Below are 15306 nucleotides of genomic sequence, written 5' to 3'. Positions count from 1 at the left end.
TATATAACGCTAATTACTCAGTGCTATTGTTACTAAGGAAATAACAAATACAATGACCCACCCATTTATTAATAACTACGCTTATAATACGCAGTTGAAGGCCGAATCAGCTCTACCAAAAAGAGCTCTACCTAAAACCCGTGTAGGTATTTTAGGTGGGGGAACTGCAGGGGCAACAATTGCGATTCGCCTTGCGGCATTGGGCATAAAAACGACTATATTTGAGAAAAAAACGTCACTTATTGACGGCCCTCCTATGTGCCATCTGCACGCCGGTGGTAATTTATACCGTGAAATTCCAGATCAAGACTGTATAGATTTACTAAAACAGTGTATAGATATTTTACGACTATATCCTTACAGCATAGATGTACGCCCAACTGTATTTGCTGTGCCAACGCGTGATGATGATTCACCGGATGATTTACTGCCAAGGTTAGACAAGCTTACTAACGCATATAAAGACTTAATTGAACAAGATCATAATAATAAAGTTCTTGGCGAGCCTGATAATTACTATCAGCTTTATAGCCATGAGCAAATGATAACCTTGAGTAAAAAAGAGCAGGTTACTGAGCCTAAAACGCTAGACGAGTGGATGATCCCCGTTGCTAAGCATTTAAACTTAAACAAAGTAAAATACCCACTTATTGTTGTTCAAGAATACGGTTGGAATATATTTAGATTATCAGCAAGTGCGCAACTTGCGCTTGCCCAGTACGAACACGCTAATGTTCTTACCAGCACAGAGGTAAAGCAAGTCAGCAAAGTTGAGCAAAGTAGTGCTAAAAATCAAATGCCAAAATGGAAAATTGAATATCAAAACAACCAAAGCAACAAGACCCAAACAGCAGAAGTAGATTACCTTATAAACGCCTGTGGCTTTCAAACCGGTATTGTTGATGACATGGTAGGCGTAAAGCCCAAGCGTATGGTCGAATTTAAAGCCTCATACATTGCACACTGGCAAGGCGCTGGCGGGAAAATACCCGAAATTATTATTTATGGTAACCGAGGCACACCCGAGGGCATGGCACAATTAACGCCGTACCCTAATGGCTTTTATCAAATTCATGGTATGACTAACTCAATTACCTTGTTTAACGATGGCCTAGCAGATACAGCCGAGCAAACGGCACAGCCACAACTGCCTGCTAAGTACTTAAATTATATAAATAATGGTTGGGATCAGCAGGTGCTAAAAGCACGTGGTCAAAAAGCGATTGATTATGTAGCTGAGTTTGTACCAGCATTTAAAAACGCTAATACGCAAAACAATGCCTTGTTTGGCGGCCAACAGATCCCAGGCGAAGACGACACCTTGCGCGTTGCCGACGTAAGTTTATATTCGCATATTAGTTACGCACGAGCCGAAAATGTAAAAGCGTCATCAACTTTGATCGCTTCTGACGAAATAGTAGCTGAATTTGTAAAGCTTGGTTTAATTTGCACAGAACACGACAGTAATAACCACCGTAAGCATCACCAATGGGCCTACCTTAAGAACAGTCGCAATGAAGATATAAGTAAAATTGCACAAGTACTTGCAAAAGAGCGAGGCTTCCCCACAGATATGGCAAATGTTAATCACGGTATATATAAAAGCGTATAGTATAAAAACAAAATAACGTATTGAATTATATTGTTTTTAGAAGTGTATTTTTACTGTTGAACAGAAAAAAACCTAGAAAGTTTAACTTAATTAAATATATATAAAACTTTAAAAATATCCCTTGCGTTATGACATAGTTTGTCACAGAATAGCGTTGATGTTATGACATAGTGTGTCATAACGCAGTGATTGCTATAGCCGATCAACAAAAAGAAATCGCTCAGCAATAAATGTTATTTTTGGAGACCATGTATGAAACGTGTATTTTTGTTTTTATTAACTAACCTAGCGGTTATGTTGGTATTAGGTGTTGTGCTTTCAATAATAATGAGTGCGCTGGGCCTAAGCCATCGTAGCCTGGGTGGTATTTTATTAATAGCTGCTGTATTTGGTTTTGGTGGGTCGTTTATTTCTTTGTATATGTCGAAATGGATGGCGAAAAAATCAACCGGTGCGCAGGTTATTACAAAACCAAGTAACGAAACCGAGCAGTGGTTAATGAACACGGTTGCCGCGCAAGCTAAAAAAGCCGGTATTAATATGCCTGAAGTGGCTATTTACGACAGCCCAGAAATGAACGCCTTTGCAACCGGCCCGAGTAAAAATAACTCGCTGGTGGCGGTAAGTACGGGTTTATTACACAATATGACCCAAGATCAAGCCGAGGCAGTGCTTGCGCACGAAGTATCGCACGTGGCTAATGGCGACATGGTAACGCTAACGCTTATTCAAGGCGTGGTTAATACCTTTGTTATTTTTGCCGCAAAAGTGCTGGCGGGCATTGTAGATAATTTTATAAATAGCGATGAAGAAGAGGGCGGCAGCAGCTGGACTTACTTCTTATTCGATATGTTATTCCAAGTATTATTTGGTGTATTAGCCAGTGTGGTGGTTGCCCATTACAGCCGCAAGCGTGAATTTGCAGCCGACAACGGTGCAGCTCAGTTGGTAGGCGCAGACAAAATGCGTTCAGCCCTTGAGCGATTAAAGCAAAACCACCCATCACAATTAGAAGGCTCAATGATGGCCTTTGGTATTGCCAGTGGTAAAGGCATGGCTGAGTTGTTTTCATCTCACCCACCGCTTGATGCACGTATAGACGCACTACGTCGTTAAAAAAATTCAAGTTTTTCACAGTACTTGTAAACAAAAAGCCTGCATTTGCAGGCTTTTTTATGTTTAATTGTTTTATTGTAATTGAATAATATCTGTAATGCCCTCAGGCGAGAGTATTTCAATCCAGTAACCGTCAGGGTCTTTAATAAAGGCGAGGCCCTTCATTGAGCCGCCATCTGGCTGTTTTACAAACTCCACATCGTATTTAGCAAAGCGCTCACAGGCAGCGTATACATCGGGTACGCTAATACCAATATGGCCAAACCCTTTTGGTTCTTCATTACCACTGTGATAACCGGTAAAGCTGTCGTCGTTTTCAGTACCCCAGTTATGGGTAAGCTCAATCAGCGCAGGGCGGCGAAACACCCATTGTGTTTTTTCTTTATCATCGCCTTTTGGCATATCTTGCTCGTAGCCTAAAAAATACAAAGTAAACTCCATACCAGGAAAGTCGTACTTTCCTAATAGTTTCATGCCCAATACGTTTTCATAAAATGCCAGCGACGGTTTTGGATCTTTAATACGCAACATAGTTTGCTGCATCACATAGCCCTCAGTGGCCTGTGCAATTTGCTCTGGAGATTCGTTATAGCTAGACATGAGATAATCCTTAATAAAATGACTGAAAAACCTTAATGGATTTAAAAAGGCAGGGAATACGAACATCATAATCAACAGCGGCAAAAATTAAAACCACCTAGCTAAATTACCAACCAGTGAGCTGAATGTTTTATAAGCGAAAAATGGCATATTTAGCGATACTGTTTATTTATACAGTAGTGGTGTTTTGTCTAATATTACTGATCTCCACCATTTTGGGGTGTTTCTGCATTTATGAAGTATGAGCCGTAGTTAACTAGTTGTTTACAGGTGTTTATTTGAGAGCTAAGATAAATGCAATGTAATATACGGACATTTGTCGGTTTATAAAACGACAAATGTCGTAGACAAAGTTGTTATATGCAAAAGGAAGTATTTGTGTCAAATTTGTATTGGCCAATTTATAAAAACTTAGAAAAAGAAGTTGCCGAACTCTCAAACTGGGTTCATTTTGATGACAAGCAATTATCAGTTTACTCAGTTAAGATTTCAGAGTTACTAATTCGTTGTTCTGTAGAGATAGAGTCAATATCAAAGGATCTCTACCTTGAAAATGGCGGAGCTCTACCAGAAGAGGGAGATTTGTACTTTGATACAGATTGCCTTAAGTTTTTAGATGAAAAATGGAAACTTAGTAAAAAAGTTGTGATTCCAAGCTCACCTAATTTCCATTTTGAAACTGAAAATAAAAAGTCATTAACACCTTTGCATAAATCATTTAAACGAGGAACAAGCGGGGCTGACTGGAAAAAAGCATATCAGGCAGTTAAACATGAGCGCGTTAAAAGTTTGGCTAAAGGTAACTTAGGTAATTTGCTTGGAGCTTTAGGAGCACTGTTTATCCTGAATCTGTATTATAAGAAAGAGGTATTCTCTTTGGGGAAAGACAGTTCGGGAAATTCAATCTCGGCAAATTGTGGTTCGGATCTATTTTCTGTTTTAGTCCATAAACAGACTGGTCATGATGGCAACGGCAAATACATAAAATCTGATGAGTTTGATAAGTCAATTTACTATGTGAATTGGACTCACGAAACTGGTACAGAATTTCAGAAATCCATGAATGATATGAATCAGCGTGTTAATGAGCTATTTTTTATACACCCTAAAGTTCTCAAATATATTTCAGAGAACAATGTAGCGAACTATAAAGGAAATCTAGCTTGGGATGCGTTAGGTCAACAAGAGTATGTTCGTGTTTTACAACAGGCTCAAAGAGAGTTCCCTATAAAATCAGAGCAATTAGAATATGAAGCACGGGTAAATCTGAGCGACGTGTAATATTGCATATAACAAGGCATTTAAACGGAATAAAAACAGTTGGTTATGTTTCGTGCCTCAACATTATAACCAACTATTTTTATCCGCTTAATGCGGCGTTATATTTATATCGGAATCATCATGCAATATTTATCAACAATTTTTGAATCGACTGCGGATCAAGCTAGACTTGTTACTGTTATTTTTTCGACGTTAATCGCAATATTTGTAGTCTTTTTAAATCATTACCTACAGAAGAGAAGGGAGCGTAAAGAACTGCTAAGGGATAAAATATCAAAGCTATATAAACTTTCAAATGAATATCGTTCCACTGGAATTGAATGGACTAATTCATTAATGAATGGATTAGCTAACGGTGTAAAACCAACAGCCACTTTAGTAAATAATGTGCATAGTACTGTTTCTAACATCACAATGATTAAAGAGCTTTATTTTCAAAATGAAAAAATGAACTTTAAGTCATTTGATCCTGTTTCGTTACCAATTTACAAAAACATTAATGAAGAATCGAGAGAAAAATCAAATGACTTACTCAATGATAATAGCCTTTACTTGCAAAAAGAATGTCGGCGTCTAATAAAGAAGCATTTATAAATATAACAAGGCAATTAAACGGAAAAATTACAGTTGGCTGTTTTTCGTTCCTCAAACATTTTAGCCAACTATAATTTTCCGCTTATTGCGGCGTTATAACTCAGGAGAGTCATGAGTAATTTTTCAAAATTAGATGAAAATGATTTCCTAATATCTGTTTTTAAGGATGGAGAGGTTGCTTTTTCCGACATTAAAGTTGAAAGGTTAGCTATTGAGATTCCTGAAGATGTTGAATTGACTGAATTTCAGTATTACATCCAGAAAGTAGGGTTTTACTTAGTCAACACTATCTCTTGGTGAAAACCAAATGGGGTCAAATCTTGACTTCAGACATCAAACTCATGTGGCAACCTTATAAGCGGCTTTTAAAATGCTGGTGGCTCACTATATAATTAATTTCTAAGTTAAATTAAAGTAAAAGGAAGTTTTTATGAAAGGTATTAGACGTATTTGGTTTTGGTTTACGCTAGTTGTGTGCCCATTGTTAATTATTTTAGGTTTGGCTACCTTTGCACAGTTATTAGGGCAGTACATGTATTCTCAGCAATTTAGTTTTTCTTCGCTATCTAGTTTTCAAATTGCATTTATGGGGGGCGGAATTTGTGCGTTTTCTGTATTTTTATGCACATTAAAAGAAGCAAAAATACGCTTTTTTGCAAAATGAGTTAGTTAATAAGGAAACTACGGTTGTTGGTGGGCTCGGCTAGGTTTGCTTGGTTTTGAGCATGGTAGCACACTGGCTTATTTATTTTTATTATTGCGGGCTTTGTTTTTGAAATGGCGTTTTGGTTTAAGGTGTTTCCTATAAAAAAGAAATCATCATGATGGAAGTCGATTTTACTCACCAAAGAAAAACTTATGCCACACAGATAAATCCTTCATTATTTTGCCAGAGTAATTATTAGTTTTAAAAAAATAATGGAGTACTTAATTACTCCATTATTTGAAAGAACTTTAATTTAGTGAAATTATTTACTCTGTTTCAGCTTCTAAAGACTTTCTATCGTCTGCAAATAAACCTTTCCATTTGCTTGGAATATAGCTGTCGATTATTTTTGTTTCAGTATTTAGTTCTGCGAGTGAGTCTTTTAATCGAGCCATAGTTTTTGGTATATTTTGGCTAGTATCACCAACTACTGAGCGAACTAAGCTTTGACTAAGTTGATTGACAGAGATCCCACCAGACTGTTGTTCGAATGTGGTGTATACATCAACTTGATAACCTGTTTGATATTGAACAACACATATGAAGAACGTTGTTCTTTCACTCCATCCGCTAACTGATTTATCTGACTTCATAGCGAGAATAGGAGATTCACACTGAGGTATTTTCATAGCTGAACCTCCTGATGCTTGTGATAAAGCTGAGAATCCGCTCATCACGTTACCTAACTGTGTATTTTGAAATGGACTAACTAATTTAAAACGAGATGCTTTAATATATTAATTATGGGTGTCACTTTATGTTTTTGTTTAAAACATCATGTGCTAAATTTATTACAGCTATATTTACAGGGAAGATAAAATGACAAAGCGATTACGTTTTTTATTACCATCAGTATTATTTTGTTTTGGAACAAGCGCGCTAGCAGCTGATCCGGTTCTTTATTACGGCGGAGATATTCTCACTATGGAAGGAGAAAAGCCGCATTATGAGGAAGCTTTAGTTGAGTCAGAAGGGCGGATTGTTTACCTTGGCAGCTTAGCGAAGGCCAGAGAAAAGTTTGACAATCTACAAAACAAAGACCTTCAAGGGAAAACACTTTTACCCGGTTTTTTGGATGCCCATAGCCATATGTACAATACGGGTTTAATTGCGCAATTGGCAAATTTATTACCTCCTCCCGATGGCCCCGGTGCAAATTTTAATAGTTTAGTGACAACAACCAAAAAGTGGATGGAGTCTGCTGAAGGGAAATTCATTATCGGAAAATTTGGTTGGGTGTTAGCTAATGGGTATGACGATTCGCAGCTTAGCGAAAAACAACATCCCACTAAAGATGTTCTAGATAAAATTTCGTCTAAATACCCAGTGCTTATAATGCATCAATCGGGTCATCTAGCAAGTGTCAATTCAAAAGCTCTAGAAGTGGGTGGCTACACAAAGGATACCAAAGACCCCAAAGGCGGTGTAATTAGGCGCTTGGCCGACAATAGTCCTAATGGCGTGCTTGAAGAAGCGGCTTTTTTTAATCTATTATTGCCTATTGTTGCCACTAAATCCGATGCTGAAGTACAGCAAAGGTCCATTGAGCTTGCTCAGCTGGAGTATGCTAAAAATGGATATTTAACTGCTCAAGATGGCCGCACCACAGCGGATGCGACTTCGGCATTCGAAAGAGCAGCTCGTGAAAAATCGCTATTCATTGATGTTGTTTCATACCCTGACATTGTTTGGAATAAGTCAGCTGTTAAACCCGAATTTTATAATTCAGATCGCAGTTATGTTAATCGATACCGAATAGGGGGTGTTAAATTAACTTTAGATGGTTCACCACAAGGAAAAACGGCTTGGTTATCATCACATTATCATACGCCGCCTGAGGGTAAACCGCTGGACTATAAAGGTTATCCTATCATGAGTGATGAGGTGGCCATTAAACATATAAACACGGCGTTTAAAAACAAATGGCAGATTATTGCTCACACCAATGGTGATGCAGCGATTGACCAATATATTAAAGCTATTAAAGTGGCTAAAAAAAGTTATGGGTATGATGATCACCGTAGCGTGATGATTCACGGCCAGACTTTACGTAAAGATCAAATCCCGGATTTAGTAGATTTAGGGATCCTCCCATCGTTGTTTCCTATGCACACTTTTTACTGGGGCGATTGGCATGTAGAGTCTGTTTTGGGGCACCCAAGGGCAGATTATATTTCGCCATCACGAGATGTAGTTGAGGCTGGTTTAACGGTTACTTCTCACCATGATGCCCCTGTGACATTTCCAAATTCAATGCGAGTGCTCGATGCAACGGTTAATCGTATTACGCGTTCGGGTAAAGTATTGGGACCGGATCAACGTTTAACGCCTTATGAAGGGTTAAAAACATTAACGCAATGGGCTGCTATTCAATACTTTGAAGAAACAAGTAAAGGTACGCTAGCTGAGGGAAAGCTCGCGGATTTCGTCATTTTAAGTAACAACCCTTTAAAAGTGGAACCACTTACTATTAAGGATATAAAAATAGTGCAAAGCATTAAAGAAGGTCATGTTGTATATTCAAATTGATATTCAACATAAAACAATTTTAACGCTTAACTATACGACGGCTTTAGTCGCCGTCGTATTAAACCTCAGCCTTGAGATGCAACAGTGAAGTTTGAGATTTAATGAATATTTATAAAACGTCTAATGGTTAATTCTTTGTAAAATTTTGTACCTTTTTTGTTTGCTTTTTAATTTCATATGCTAATTTTTAAATGCTCGATTGAGCGAATAATAATCAAATTTAAGGGTTGAAAATGAAAAAATGTACTAATTTATTGTGAGAATTCATGTAGCGGCTTATTTTAGTCGCTATTTTTTTGGATAGCGTGTTAAACATATACAGATAAGGAGATACGATGAAACTGGCAATGTTGATGTCGTTTATGTTTTTTTTAATTAGTTGTTCGAGCTTAGCGACCAATAGCAAAGAATTAAGTAAATCTAAGCAAACTGAAGAGTTTATTACTCTTGTCAGTCATGCCAAAACCTATGACCTGTCTCATAATTGGGATGAAAATTCCCCAATAGCGTCCGTTAACCCAAAATACTCAATGGCACTTAATGCAACCCATGCTGATACACGTGGTACATTTGGTGATAACAATCAGCTCTCATTCACCTCAGAAATAATGCAATGGAGTGGTCACCATGGAGGTCCAACTATTGATGCGTTAGGTCATATTGGTCGAGATGGTTTACTGTATGGTGGAGTAGATGCGGCGCAAGCGACCAATGATCGCAGAGGAATAGGACGCAGTGGTGTAGGGAGTGACTTAGGAATTGATCATTATCCTGTAAAATTATTGAGTAACCGAACGGTATTACTTGATGTGGCTAGCTTTATTAACGGTGACGATACCCCATTGGCTGCAGATTTTGACATAACGGCGTCACATTTAAAAAGAACAGCAAAATCGCAAGGTGTAAAAATTAAAAAAGGCGACACTGTGTTTATTAGAACGGGGTGGGGGCAATATTTTGCTAATAGCCCACAGCAATATATTGCAGAACATGCTGCAGGCGTTGGTGTAAGTGGTGCACAGTTTTTAATAAAGGCTGGTGCAAGTGTTGTGGGTAATGACACCCTTACTTTTGAAAAACGCCCACCTATTGCTACAGAACCCTCATTTCAGGTTTTTCCGGTACATATGATGTTATTAGCAGATAACGGTATTTACATAATAGAAAACTTGTTCCTTGAGGAGCTAGCAAAAGAAAAAGTCTATGAGTTTATTGCCATTGTGCCGCCGCTTAAAGTACGTGGTGGCACCGGCTCGGCATTACGCGTATTTGCACTTACAAAGTAACTAATAATTGAATAAAGAGTAAGGTTAATGATGAGTGCTGTTTTTATATACAGCACTTCTGTTTTTTGAAATAAGAAACATACACAAAGAGTATTTTTCTTTATCATGATAAAAGCACAGGCTGTAAAATTAACAGCTATTAAATGGATGATTCAAGGATGAATAAAGGATTATTAAAATCGTGGAATGACGATAAAGGCTTTGGCTTTATTAAATCAACCACACTGCAACACGATACCTTTATACATATATCATCGCTCAAACATATGAGCCGTAAACCTAAAGTGGGTGACATTATCTATTTTGAGGTTGCGACTGAGCCTAACGGTAAAACTAAAGCTGTGAATTGCCGTATTGAGGGCGTACTTGCACAGCCACATATAAAAGCTTTAACAAGGCCGGTTAGATTAAGCAAAACGTCAGGTAAGAACTCACCTTTAATGAAACTCATAACGTTTGGTATTATTGTTAGTATTGGCTTTAGCGTGTATAAAACCGGTTTTTTAAATACCAAGCAAACACCTGTAGTGACTAACGCTAATTTAGAGTCATTTATGCCCGCTAGTTCAAACTCACTTACTAAAACACAGCAAGCATTTCGCTGTGATGGCCGACAACATTGTAGCCAAATGACCTCGTATGCAGAGGCATTATTTTTTATTCAACATTGCCCAAATACTAAAATGGACGGTGATAAAGACGGAGAGCCCTGTGAACGGCAGTTTGGGAATAGGTAGTTTTTATATTGAGGTTATTAATAAACTAAAAATTAGTTTTGGGCCCTTAGGGGGAATACGATTTTTAGTAATACAGTTATAAATAGCTGGTGGATTTAAAGCCATTTATCAAGGAGGTTGTTATGTTTAAAGTAATAATTGGATGTGCTGTTATATTTTCTTTTGTTTGTATGTTACTCGCTGCGGCACCTTTTACGCCTGCAATATCAGGTTCATTTATTATGCTGTTGTTTGCAGGGGCTATAGGTTACAAGGGCTATCTGCAATCAAGCTTAATACTGCTGTTAATTAATACGCTTGCAGTTATTGGCAGCCCAGCTACAGATATAGGCAACACCCAAACATTACTGTTTTTACCAATATTATTTTTAATCTCATTTGGTGGCGTTTTATTAGGCGTAAGAAAATTAATTTCAAAACACGTTTTGTAGACGAATGGCTTGCCAACGTTTGAGGCAAGCTTTTTATTGTTTTCCTTTTTCTATTCACATTCCTCATCGTTTTTTAAAAGCTCTTTTCAACAGAGATAAGCAATTTGAGTCATATAAGAGTAACCATCTAATAGATTTGACAGCGTTGTCATAAGTGGGTAGTGTCATTTTGTTTATAAAAACAACAGCTAATTAAAAAACAATAACAACGCAAGCTCTTAGAGCTTAATAGCTTTGACGTCATAACATGGACTTAAAGCATAGCAATTTAATTTTTGGAGAATTTATGAAGTTAACAATTAAGAGGTTAACTGCGTCATTGCTATTATCAACCTTGTCAATGAGTGCGAATGCACAATTGTTGCAAACTAACTTAGCTAACTTTGCTGATAACGCCAAACTAGTCTTTGAAACAAAAGATAATTTTGATCAGGGCGAGGGCAAGCACCAAGCCGGTATTGCTATCACTAATAACTCAACTGTGGCTCTGCCGGCTGGAAAGAGTGATTGGCAAATTTATATTCACTATATCCGACTACTTGATAAAACAATTACAAAAGGGTTGTTGGTTGAGCATGTAATGGGTGATTTACATAGAATAACCCCAACAAAGGAGTTTAGAGGGCTGGCAGTTAATGAGTCGTTAGAGTTACTTGTTAATGGCAAGGTTTGGATAGTTAGCGATAGCGACTTTATGCCCAATGCGTTTATTGTAAGCCCGGATGAAAATGGTGAGTTAAAAGCGGCTAAGTTCGCAAATACCGCGACAGGTAATGCTAAAGATTATGTAAAACCGTTTGTTAAAGACAAACAATTGCTGCGATACAGTAACCCAACAGACTTGTTCCCCATTGCGAATGCAAAGCGACGTTTTGATAGAAACCGCCAAGATAAAGCGATGAAAGTGCATGCATTATCAGTAGAACAAGCTCAAACTAAAATTATTCCTACGCCAATTGATGTTAAAGAACTTGGTGGCAAAGTTGTTATTGATGAGCAATGGGCAATTAGTTACGCTGGCCGTTTATCTAGTGAAGGTAAATATTTAGCAGATGAATTTCAGGCAAACACGGGTATAAAGCTAGATGCTAAAGCGAATCATATTAGCCAGCCCGGTAAATCGCTTATTGAAATTAAAGTAGACCCGAGTATTGAAAATGGCAAAGCTGAGAGCTACCAATTAGCTATTAGTAACGACAACATAGTGATTATTGGCTCTGATAATGCGGGTGCCTATTATGGCATTGAGAGTTTACTTGCACTTATTCCTGCTAATTCAAAAACACAGAAAAGCGGTAAAGTAAATTTACCGCTGCTACAAGTGAAAGATAGCCCGCGATTTACTTGGCGTGGTATGCATTATGATATGGCGCGTAATTTTCATTCTAAAAAGGTTACGTTGCAACTGATAGAGCAAATGGGAAGGTATAAACTGAATAAGTTACACCTGCATTTGACCGATGATGAGGGGTGGCGTGTCGAAACTCCTGATTTACCAGAACTCACTGAGATAGGTGGAAAACGCTGCTTTGATTTAAGTGAACAAAATTGTTTGCTCACTCAGTTGGGTACTGGCCCAAGTAGTGAAGGAGTGGGCAATGGTTTTTATAGTAAAGATGATTTTGTTGAAATTCTAAAATACGCTGCAGCTCGCCATATTGAGATTATTCCTGAAGTTGATATGCCTGGCCATGCCCGAGCAGCAATTAAATCAATGGAAGGCAGATACAATAAACTTATGGCAGAGGGTAAGCCGAAGCAAGCAAACGCGTTTTTACTCTCTGAGCAGGGTGATACGTCTGAATATTTAACAGTACAAAATTATACAGATAACTCTGTTAATGTGTGCCTTGATTCAACCTATCGTTTTGTTGATAAGATCGTTTACGAATTTGAACAAATGTATCGTGAAGCTGGGCTTAAAATAACTAAGCTCCATATAGGCGGCGACGAAGTCGGGCGTGGTTCTTGGACTGAGTCAGATGCTTGCAAAGTGCTATTTAACCAAGTAGATAATGGTGTTGCCGGGGTTAACGACCTTAAACCTTACTTTACAGCTCGAGTTGCTGAAATTCTAAATAAAAAAGGGATCAGCATGGGGGCATGGGAAGATGGCATGATGTCTGATGCGATCACGCCATTTAATCGCAAGTTGTATGGTGACAATGAGGTTATGGTAAACGCATGGGATAATATTTGGGAATTTGGAGTGGCCGATAGAGCTTATAGGTTGGCAAATGAAGATTATAAAGTGATTTTATCTTCAGCAACGCATTTATACTTTGATCACCCATATGAAGCACACCCTCAAGAACGCGGTTATTACTGGGCTTCTCGTTATACTAATACTAAAAAAGTATTTGGCTTTAAGCCAGATAACCTTTATGCAAATGCCGACTTTATGCTCAATGGTGCGCCTATTATGAATCTTGAGGCGGAAGTTGGCCGAGAATTAATGGCGCTTAAAAAGCCAGAGAACATTCTTGGAATGCAAGGGCAAGTGTGGAGCGAAACAATTAGAACACCTAGCCAACTAAATGAAATGGTATACCCAAGGTTGATTGCTCTGGCGCAAAGAGCTTGGCATAAGGCAGCCTGGGAAAGTAACAATGATAGTGAGCAACAAGCAAAATCTTGGGCGCAGTTTGCCAGTGTGTTGGTACACAAAGAGTTTGGTCGACTTACACAAGATGACGTGGAATATTACTTACCAGTACCCGGTGGTCAAATAGTTAATGGTAAGCTCGAAGCTAACGTTGACTTACCTGAAATGGTAATTCAATACAGTGAAGATAATGGAGATAGCTGGCAAGAATACACTAAAAAGGTTTCAGTAGCTGGAGATGTTTTATTGCGCACTATAGCTATTGATGCTCGCTATAGCCGAGAAACGAAAGTAAATTAAAAATAAAAGGGGCGGTTTTAAACTGCCCTTTTATTTTATGAATGCGCTAAAGAGGAGGTATCGAAACAAAGAAAAATGCAAGAAAAGGAAATGTGTAAAATAGCCTTTCACATTTTTTTCCTCTAAAAGCAAAGCGTCTGTTAGTTCTCCTAGTGAATTAAGCCCTTATGTTTAAATCTAATGAGGTCAAAAACTAAAGCACCTCAAAAATAGCCGCAATGCCTTGCCCACCACCAATACACATTGTGACTAGCCCATATTTGCCATTAATTCGTTTTAGTTCGTACAAGCATTTGGTGGTTAGTATGGCGCCCGTTGCGCCAACAGGGTGCCCTAAAGCAATTGCGCCGCCATTCGGGTTTACCTTATGCGCAGGAAAGTTTAACTCGTTAGCAACGCACAGTGCTTGTACTGCAAAGGCCTCGTTAGACTCAACCACATCCATATCGTCGATGGTTAAGCCGGTTTTTTCAAATACCTGTTGTACTGCAGGAATAGGGCCGATACCCATTAAAGTAGGATCAACGCCTGCTCTGGCATAACCCACTAAACGAGCGAGCGGTTTTAAGCCTTGCTCATTGGTTTTTTTTTCTGACATAAGTACCAACATGGCTGCACCATCGTTTATACCGGATGAGCTTGCTGCGGTAACTGTTCCATCTTTTTTAAAGTAGGGCTTTAAAGTTGCAAGTTTATCGACTGTGGTATCGGTGCGAACATGTTCGTCAGTGTCAAAAATGTGCGTCCCTTTTCGCGACTTGATTTCTACAGGCACAATCTGCTCTTTAAAATGACCTGCAGCAATGGCTTTTGCAGCTTTTTGGTGGCTGTTTGCTGCGTACTCATCTTGCTGCTGACGGCTAATTGAATATTTTTCTGCGATGTTTTCAGCAGTTATTCCCATAGGGTTATTATCCCATGGGTCTTGTAAGGTCGTGGTGAGCTCATCGACCATAGTGCTATTACCCATTTTTTGCCCCCAGCGATTACTTTCGAGGGTATAGGCAGAGCTACTCATGCTTTCTGCTCCTCCAGCAAGGGCTGCATCTACATCACCTAATTGAATTTGTTGTGCCGCTTGTATGATTGCTTCAAGCCCTGAACCACATAAGCGATTAAGCGTTACAGCGTGGCTGCTTATAGGTAACCCAGCATCTAGTCCAATAACCCTTGATAGGTAAGCGTCTTTTGGGCCGTTATGAATAACTTTTCCTACCACACATGAGCCAATTTGGTCAGGGGTAAGCTGAGATCGGTTTAGTGCTTCTTTTGCGCACAGAGTGCCAAGCTCAGCGGGGCTAAAATCTTTAAGGCTGCCACCAAAGCCACCAATTGCGGTACGAACCGCACTGAGTATTACTACGCTGTTGTTTGTATTTTGTGTCATTGCTGTTCTCTTATTATTTTTATAATCACTTTTGCTGAAATATGTTTAATAGACAAAGGAGATCAATACTTCTATTAACATCAAAGCATAACTTTTAAATAAACTAAAGGCGAGGTTGGGTT

The 15306-nt window shown here is 38.6% G+C and carries 14 protein-coding genes; 11 read left to right on the top strand and 3 right to left on the bottom strand.

Features of this window, described 5'->3' with window-relative positions; genetic code table 11:
• Positions 1 to 52 precede the first annotated feature (52 nt).
• Together CWB78_RS08030 and htpX are read left to right on the top strand one after the other, a co-directional pair.
• Positions 53 to 1612, top strand: a complete 1560-nt coding sequence (locus CWB78_RS08030; RefSeq protein WP_138594983.1) for an FAD-dependent oxidoreductase — start codon at positions 53 to 55, stop codon at positions 1610 to 1612.
• A gap of 252 nt (positions 1613 to 1864) precedes the next feature.
• Positions 1865 to 2728 carry a protease HtpX gene (gene htpX, locus CWB78_RS08025; RefSeq protein ID WP_075169202.1) on the top strand — a complete coding sequence of 288 codons (864 nt, stop codon included), beginning with the start codon at positions 1865 to 1867 and terminating at the stop codon, positions 2726 to 2728.
• A gap of 72 nt (positions 2729 to 2800) precedes the next feature.
• Here the strand turns inward: htpX and gloA are convergent, their stop codons facing one another.
• Positions 2801 to 3328 (bottom strand): lactoylglutathione lyase, encoded by a 528-nt coding sequence (gene gloA, locus CWB78_RS08020; protein WP_138594981.1) that lies wholly within the window; start codon positions 3326 to 3328, stop codon positions 2801 to 2803.
• Positions 3329 to 3688: 360 nt separating this feature from the next.
• On the opposite strand from gloA, the gene CWB78_RS08015 reads away from it, so the two are divergent.
• The 4 genes from CWB78_RS08015 to CWB78_RS08000 all read left to right on the top strand — a co-directional run bounded on the left by CWB78_RS08015 (position 3689) and on the right by CWB78_RS08000 (position 5867).
• The gene (locus CWB78_RS08015; protein WP_138594979.1) at positions 3689 to 4609 is read left to right on the top strand and encodes a hypothetical protein; all 921 of its coding nucleotides are present in this window, start codon (positions 3689 to 3691) and stop codon (positions 4607 to 4609) included.
• A gap of 120 nt (positions 4610 to 4729) precedes the next feature.
• Positions 4730 to 5203 (top strand): hypothetical protein, encoded by a 474-nt coding sequence (locus CWB78_RS08010; protein ID WP_138594977.1) that lies wholly within the window; start codon positions 4730 to 4732, stop codon positions 5201 to 5203.
• 111 nt (positions 5204 to 5314) lie between these two features.
• Complete coding sequence (locus tag CWB78_RS08005) at positions 5315 to 5503, top strand: hypothetical protein (protein WP_138594975.1); 189 nt, start codon at positions 5315 to 5317, stop codon at positions 5501 to 5503.
• Positions 5504 to 5633: 130 nt separating this feature from the next.
• Positions 5634 to 5867 (top strand): hypothetical protein, encoded by a 234-nt coding sequence (locus CWB78_RS08000; protein ID WP_138594973.1) that lies wholly within the window; start codon positions 5634 to 5636, stop codon positions 5865 to 5867.
• A gap of 308 nt (positions 5868 to 6175) precedes the next feature.
• On the opposite strand, the gene CWB78_RS07995 is transcribed toward CWB78_RS08000, so the two are convergent.
• On the bottom strand, positions 6176 to 6583 hold the full coding sequence (locus CWB78_RS07995; protein WP_138594971.1) for a hypothetical protein: 408 nt from the start codon (positions 6581 to 6583) through the stop codon (positions 6176 to 6178).
• Between the two features lie 145 nt (positions 6584 to 6728).
• Here CWB78_RS07995 and CWB78_RS07990 point away from each other — a divergent pair, with 145 nt between their 5' ends.
• From CWB78_RS07990 to CWB78_RS07970, 5 genes are all read left to right on the top strand, one after another.
• On the top strand, positions 6729 to 8438 hold the full coding sequence (locus CWB78_RS07990; RefSeq protein WP_138594969.1) for an amidohydrolase: 1710 nt from the start codon (positions 6729 to 6731) through the stop codon (positions 8436 to 8438).
• A gap of 335 nt (positions 8439 to 8773) precedes the next feature.
• Positions 8774 to 9724, top strand: a complete 951-nt coding sequence (locus tag CWB78_RS07985; RefSeq protein ID WP_138594967.1) for a cyclase family protein — start codon at positions 8774 to 8776, stop codon at positions 9722 to 9724.
• A gap of 158 nt (positions 9725 to 9882) precedes the next feature.
• Complete coding sequence (locus CWB78_RS07980) at positions 9883 to 10461, top strand: cold shock domain-containing protein (RefSeq protein WP_138594965.1); 579 nt, start codon at positions 9883 to 9885, stop codon at positions 10459 to 10461.
• 122 nt (positions 10462 to 10583) lie between these two features.
• Positions 10584 to 10892 carry a DUF6419 family natural product biosynthesis protein gene (locus CWB78_RS07975; RefSeq protein ID WP_054200956.1) on the top strand — a complete coding sequence of 103 codons (309 nt, stop codon included), beginning with the start codon at positions 10584 to 10586 and terminating at the stop codon, positions 10890 to 10892.
• 286 nt (positions 10893 to 11178) lie between these two features.
• Positions 11179 to 13797: a beta-N-acetylhexosaminidase gene (locus CWB78_RS07970; RefSeq protein ID WP_138594963.1), complete on the top strand. Its 2619-nt coding sequence runs from the start codon at positions 11179 to 11181 to the stop codon at positions 13795 to 13797.
• 193 nt (positions 13798 to 13990) lie between these two features.
• On the opposite strand, the gene CWB78_RS07965 is transcribed toward CWB78_RS07970, so the two are convergent.
• The gene (locus CWB78_RS07965) at positions 13991 to 15184 is read right to left on the bottom strand and encodes an acetyl-CoA C-acyltransferase family protein (protein WP_138594961.1); all 1194 of its coding nucleotides are present in this window, start codon (positions 15182 to 15184) and stop codon (positions 13991 to 13993) included.
• Positions 15185 to 15306 lie beyond the last annotated feature (122 nt).

The organism is Pseudoalteromonas sp. S1612, from assembly GCF_005887175.1.
GTDB classification, from domain to species: domain Bacteria; phylum Pseudomonadota; class Gammaproteobacteria; order Enterobacterales; family Alteromonadaceae; genus Pseudoalteromonas; species Pseudoalteromonas undina.
This window is presented reverse-complemented; position numbering and strand designations above follow the sequence as displayed.

Coding starts and splice junctions, on each gene's coding strand:
- CWB78_RS08030 (WP_138594983.1), top strand. CDS start 53: ATGACCCACCCATTTATTAATAACTACGCTTATAATACGCAGTTGAAG.
- htpX (WP_075169202.1), top strand. CDS start 1,865: ATGAAACGTGTATTTTTGTTTTTATTAACTAACCTAGCGGTTATGTTG.
- gloA (WP_138594981.1), bottom strand. CDS start 3,328: ATGTCTAGCTATAACGAATCTCCAGAGCAAATTGCACAGGCCACTGAG.
- CWB78_RS08015 (WP_138594979.1), top strand. CDS start 3,689: ATGCAAAAGGAAGTATTTGTGTCAAATTTGTATTGGCCAATTTATAAA.
- CWB78_RS08010 (WP_138594977.1), top strand. CDS start 4,730: ATGCAATATTTATCAACAATTTTTGAATCGACTGCGGATCAAGCTAGA.
- CWB78_RS08005 (WP_138594975.1), top strand. CDS start 5,315: ATGAGTAATTTTTCAAAATTAGATGAAAATGATTTCCTAATATCTGTT.
- CWB78_RS08000 (WP_138594973.1), top strand. CDS start 5,634: ATGAAAGGTATTAGACGTATTTGGTTTTGGTTTACGCTAGTTGTGTGC.
- CWB78_RS07995 (WP_138594971.1), bottom strand. CDS start 6,583: ATGAGCGGATTCTCAGCTTTATCACAAGCATCAGGAGGTTCAGCTATG.
- CWB78_RS07990 (WP_138594969.1), top strand. CDS start 6,729: ATGACAAAGCGATTACGTTTTTTATTACCATCAGTATTATTTTGTTTT.
- CWB78_RS07985 (WP_138594967.1), top strand. CDS start 8,774: ATGAAACTGGCAATGTTGATGTCGTTTATGTTTTTTTTAATTAGTTGT.
- CWB78_RS07980 (WP_138594965.1), top strand. CDS start 9,883: ATGAATAAAGGATTATTAAAATCGTGGAATGACGATAAAGGCTTTGGC.
- CWB78_RS07975 (WP_054200956.1), top strand. CDS start 10,584: ATGTTTAAAGTAATAATTGGATGTGCTGTTATATTTTCTTTTGTTTGT.
- CWB78_RS07970 (WP_138594963.1), top strand. CDS start 11,179: ATGAAGTTAACAATTAAGAGGTTAACTGCGTCATTGCTATTATCAACC.
- CWB78_RS07965 (WP_138594961.1), bottom strand. CDS start 15,184: ATGACACAAAATACAAACAACAGCGTAGTAATACTCAGTGCGGTTCGT.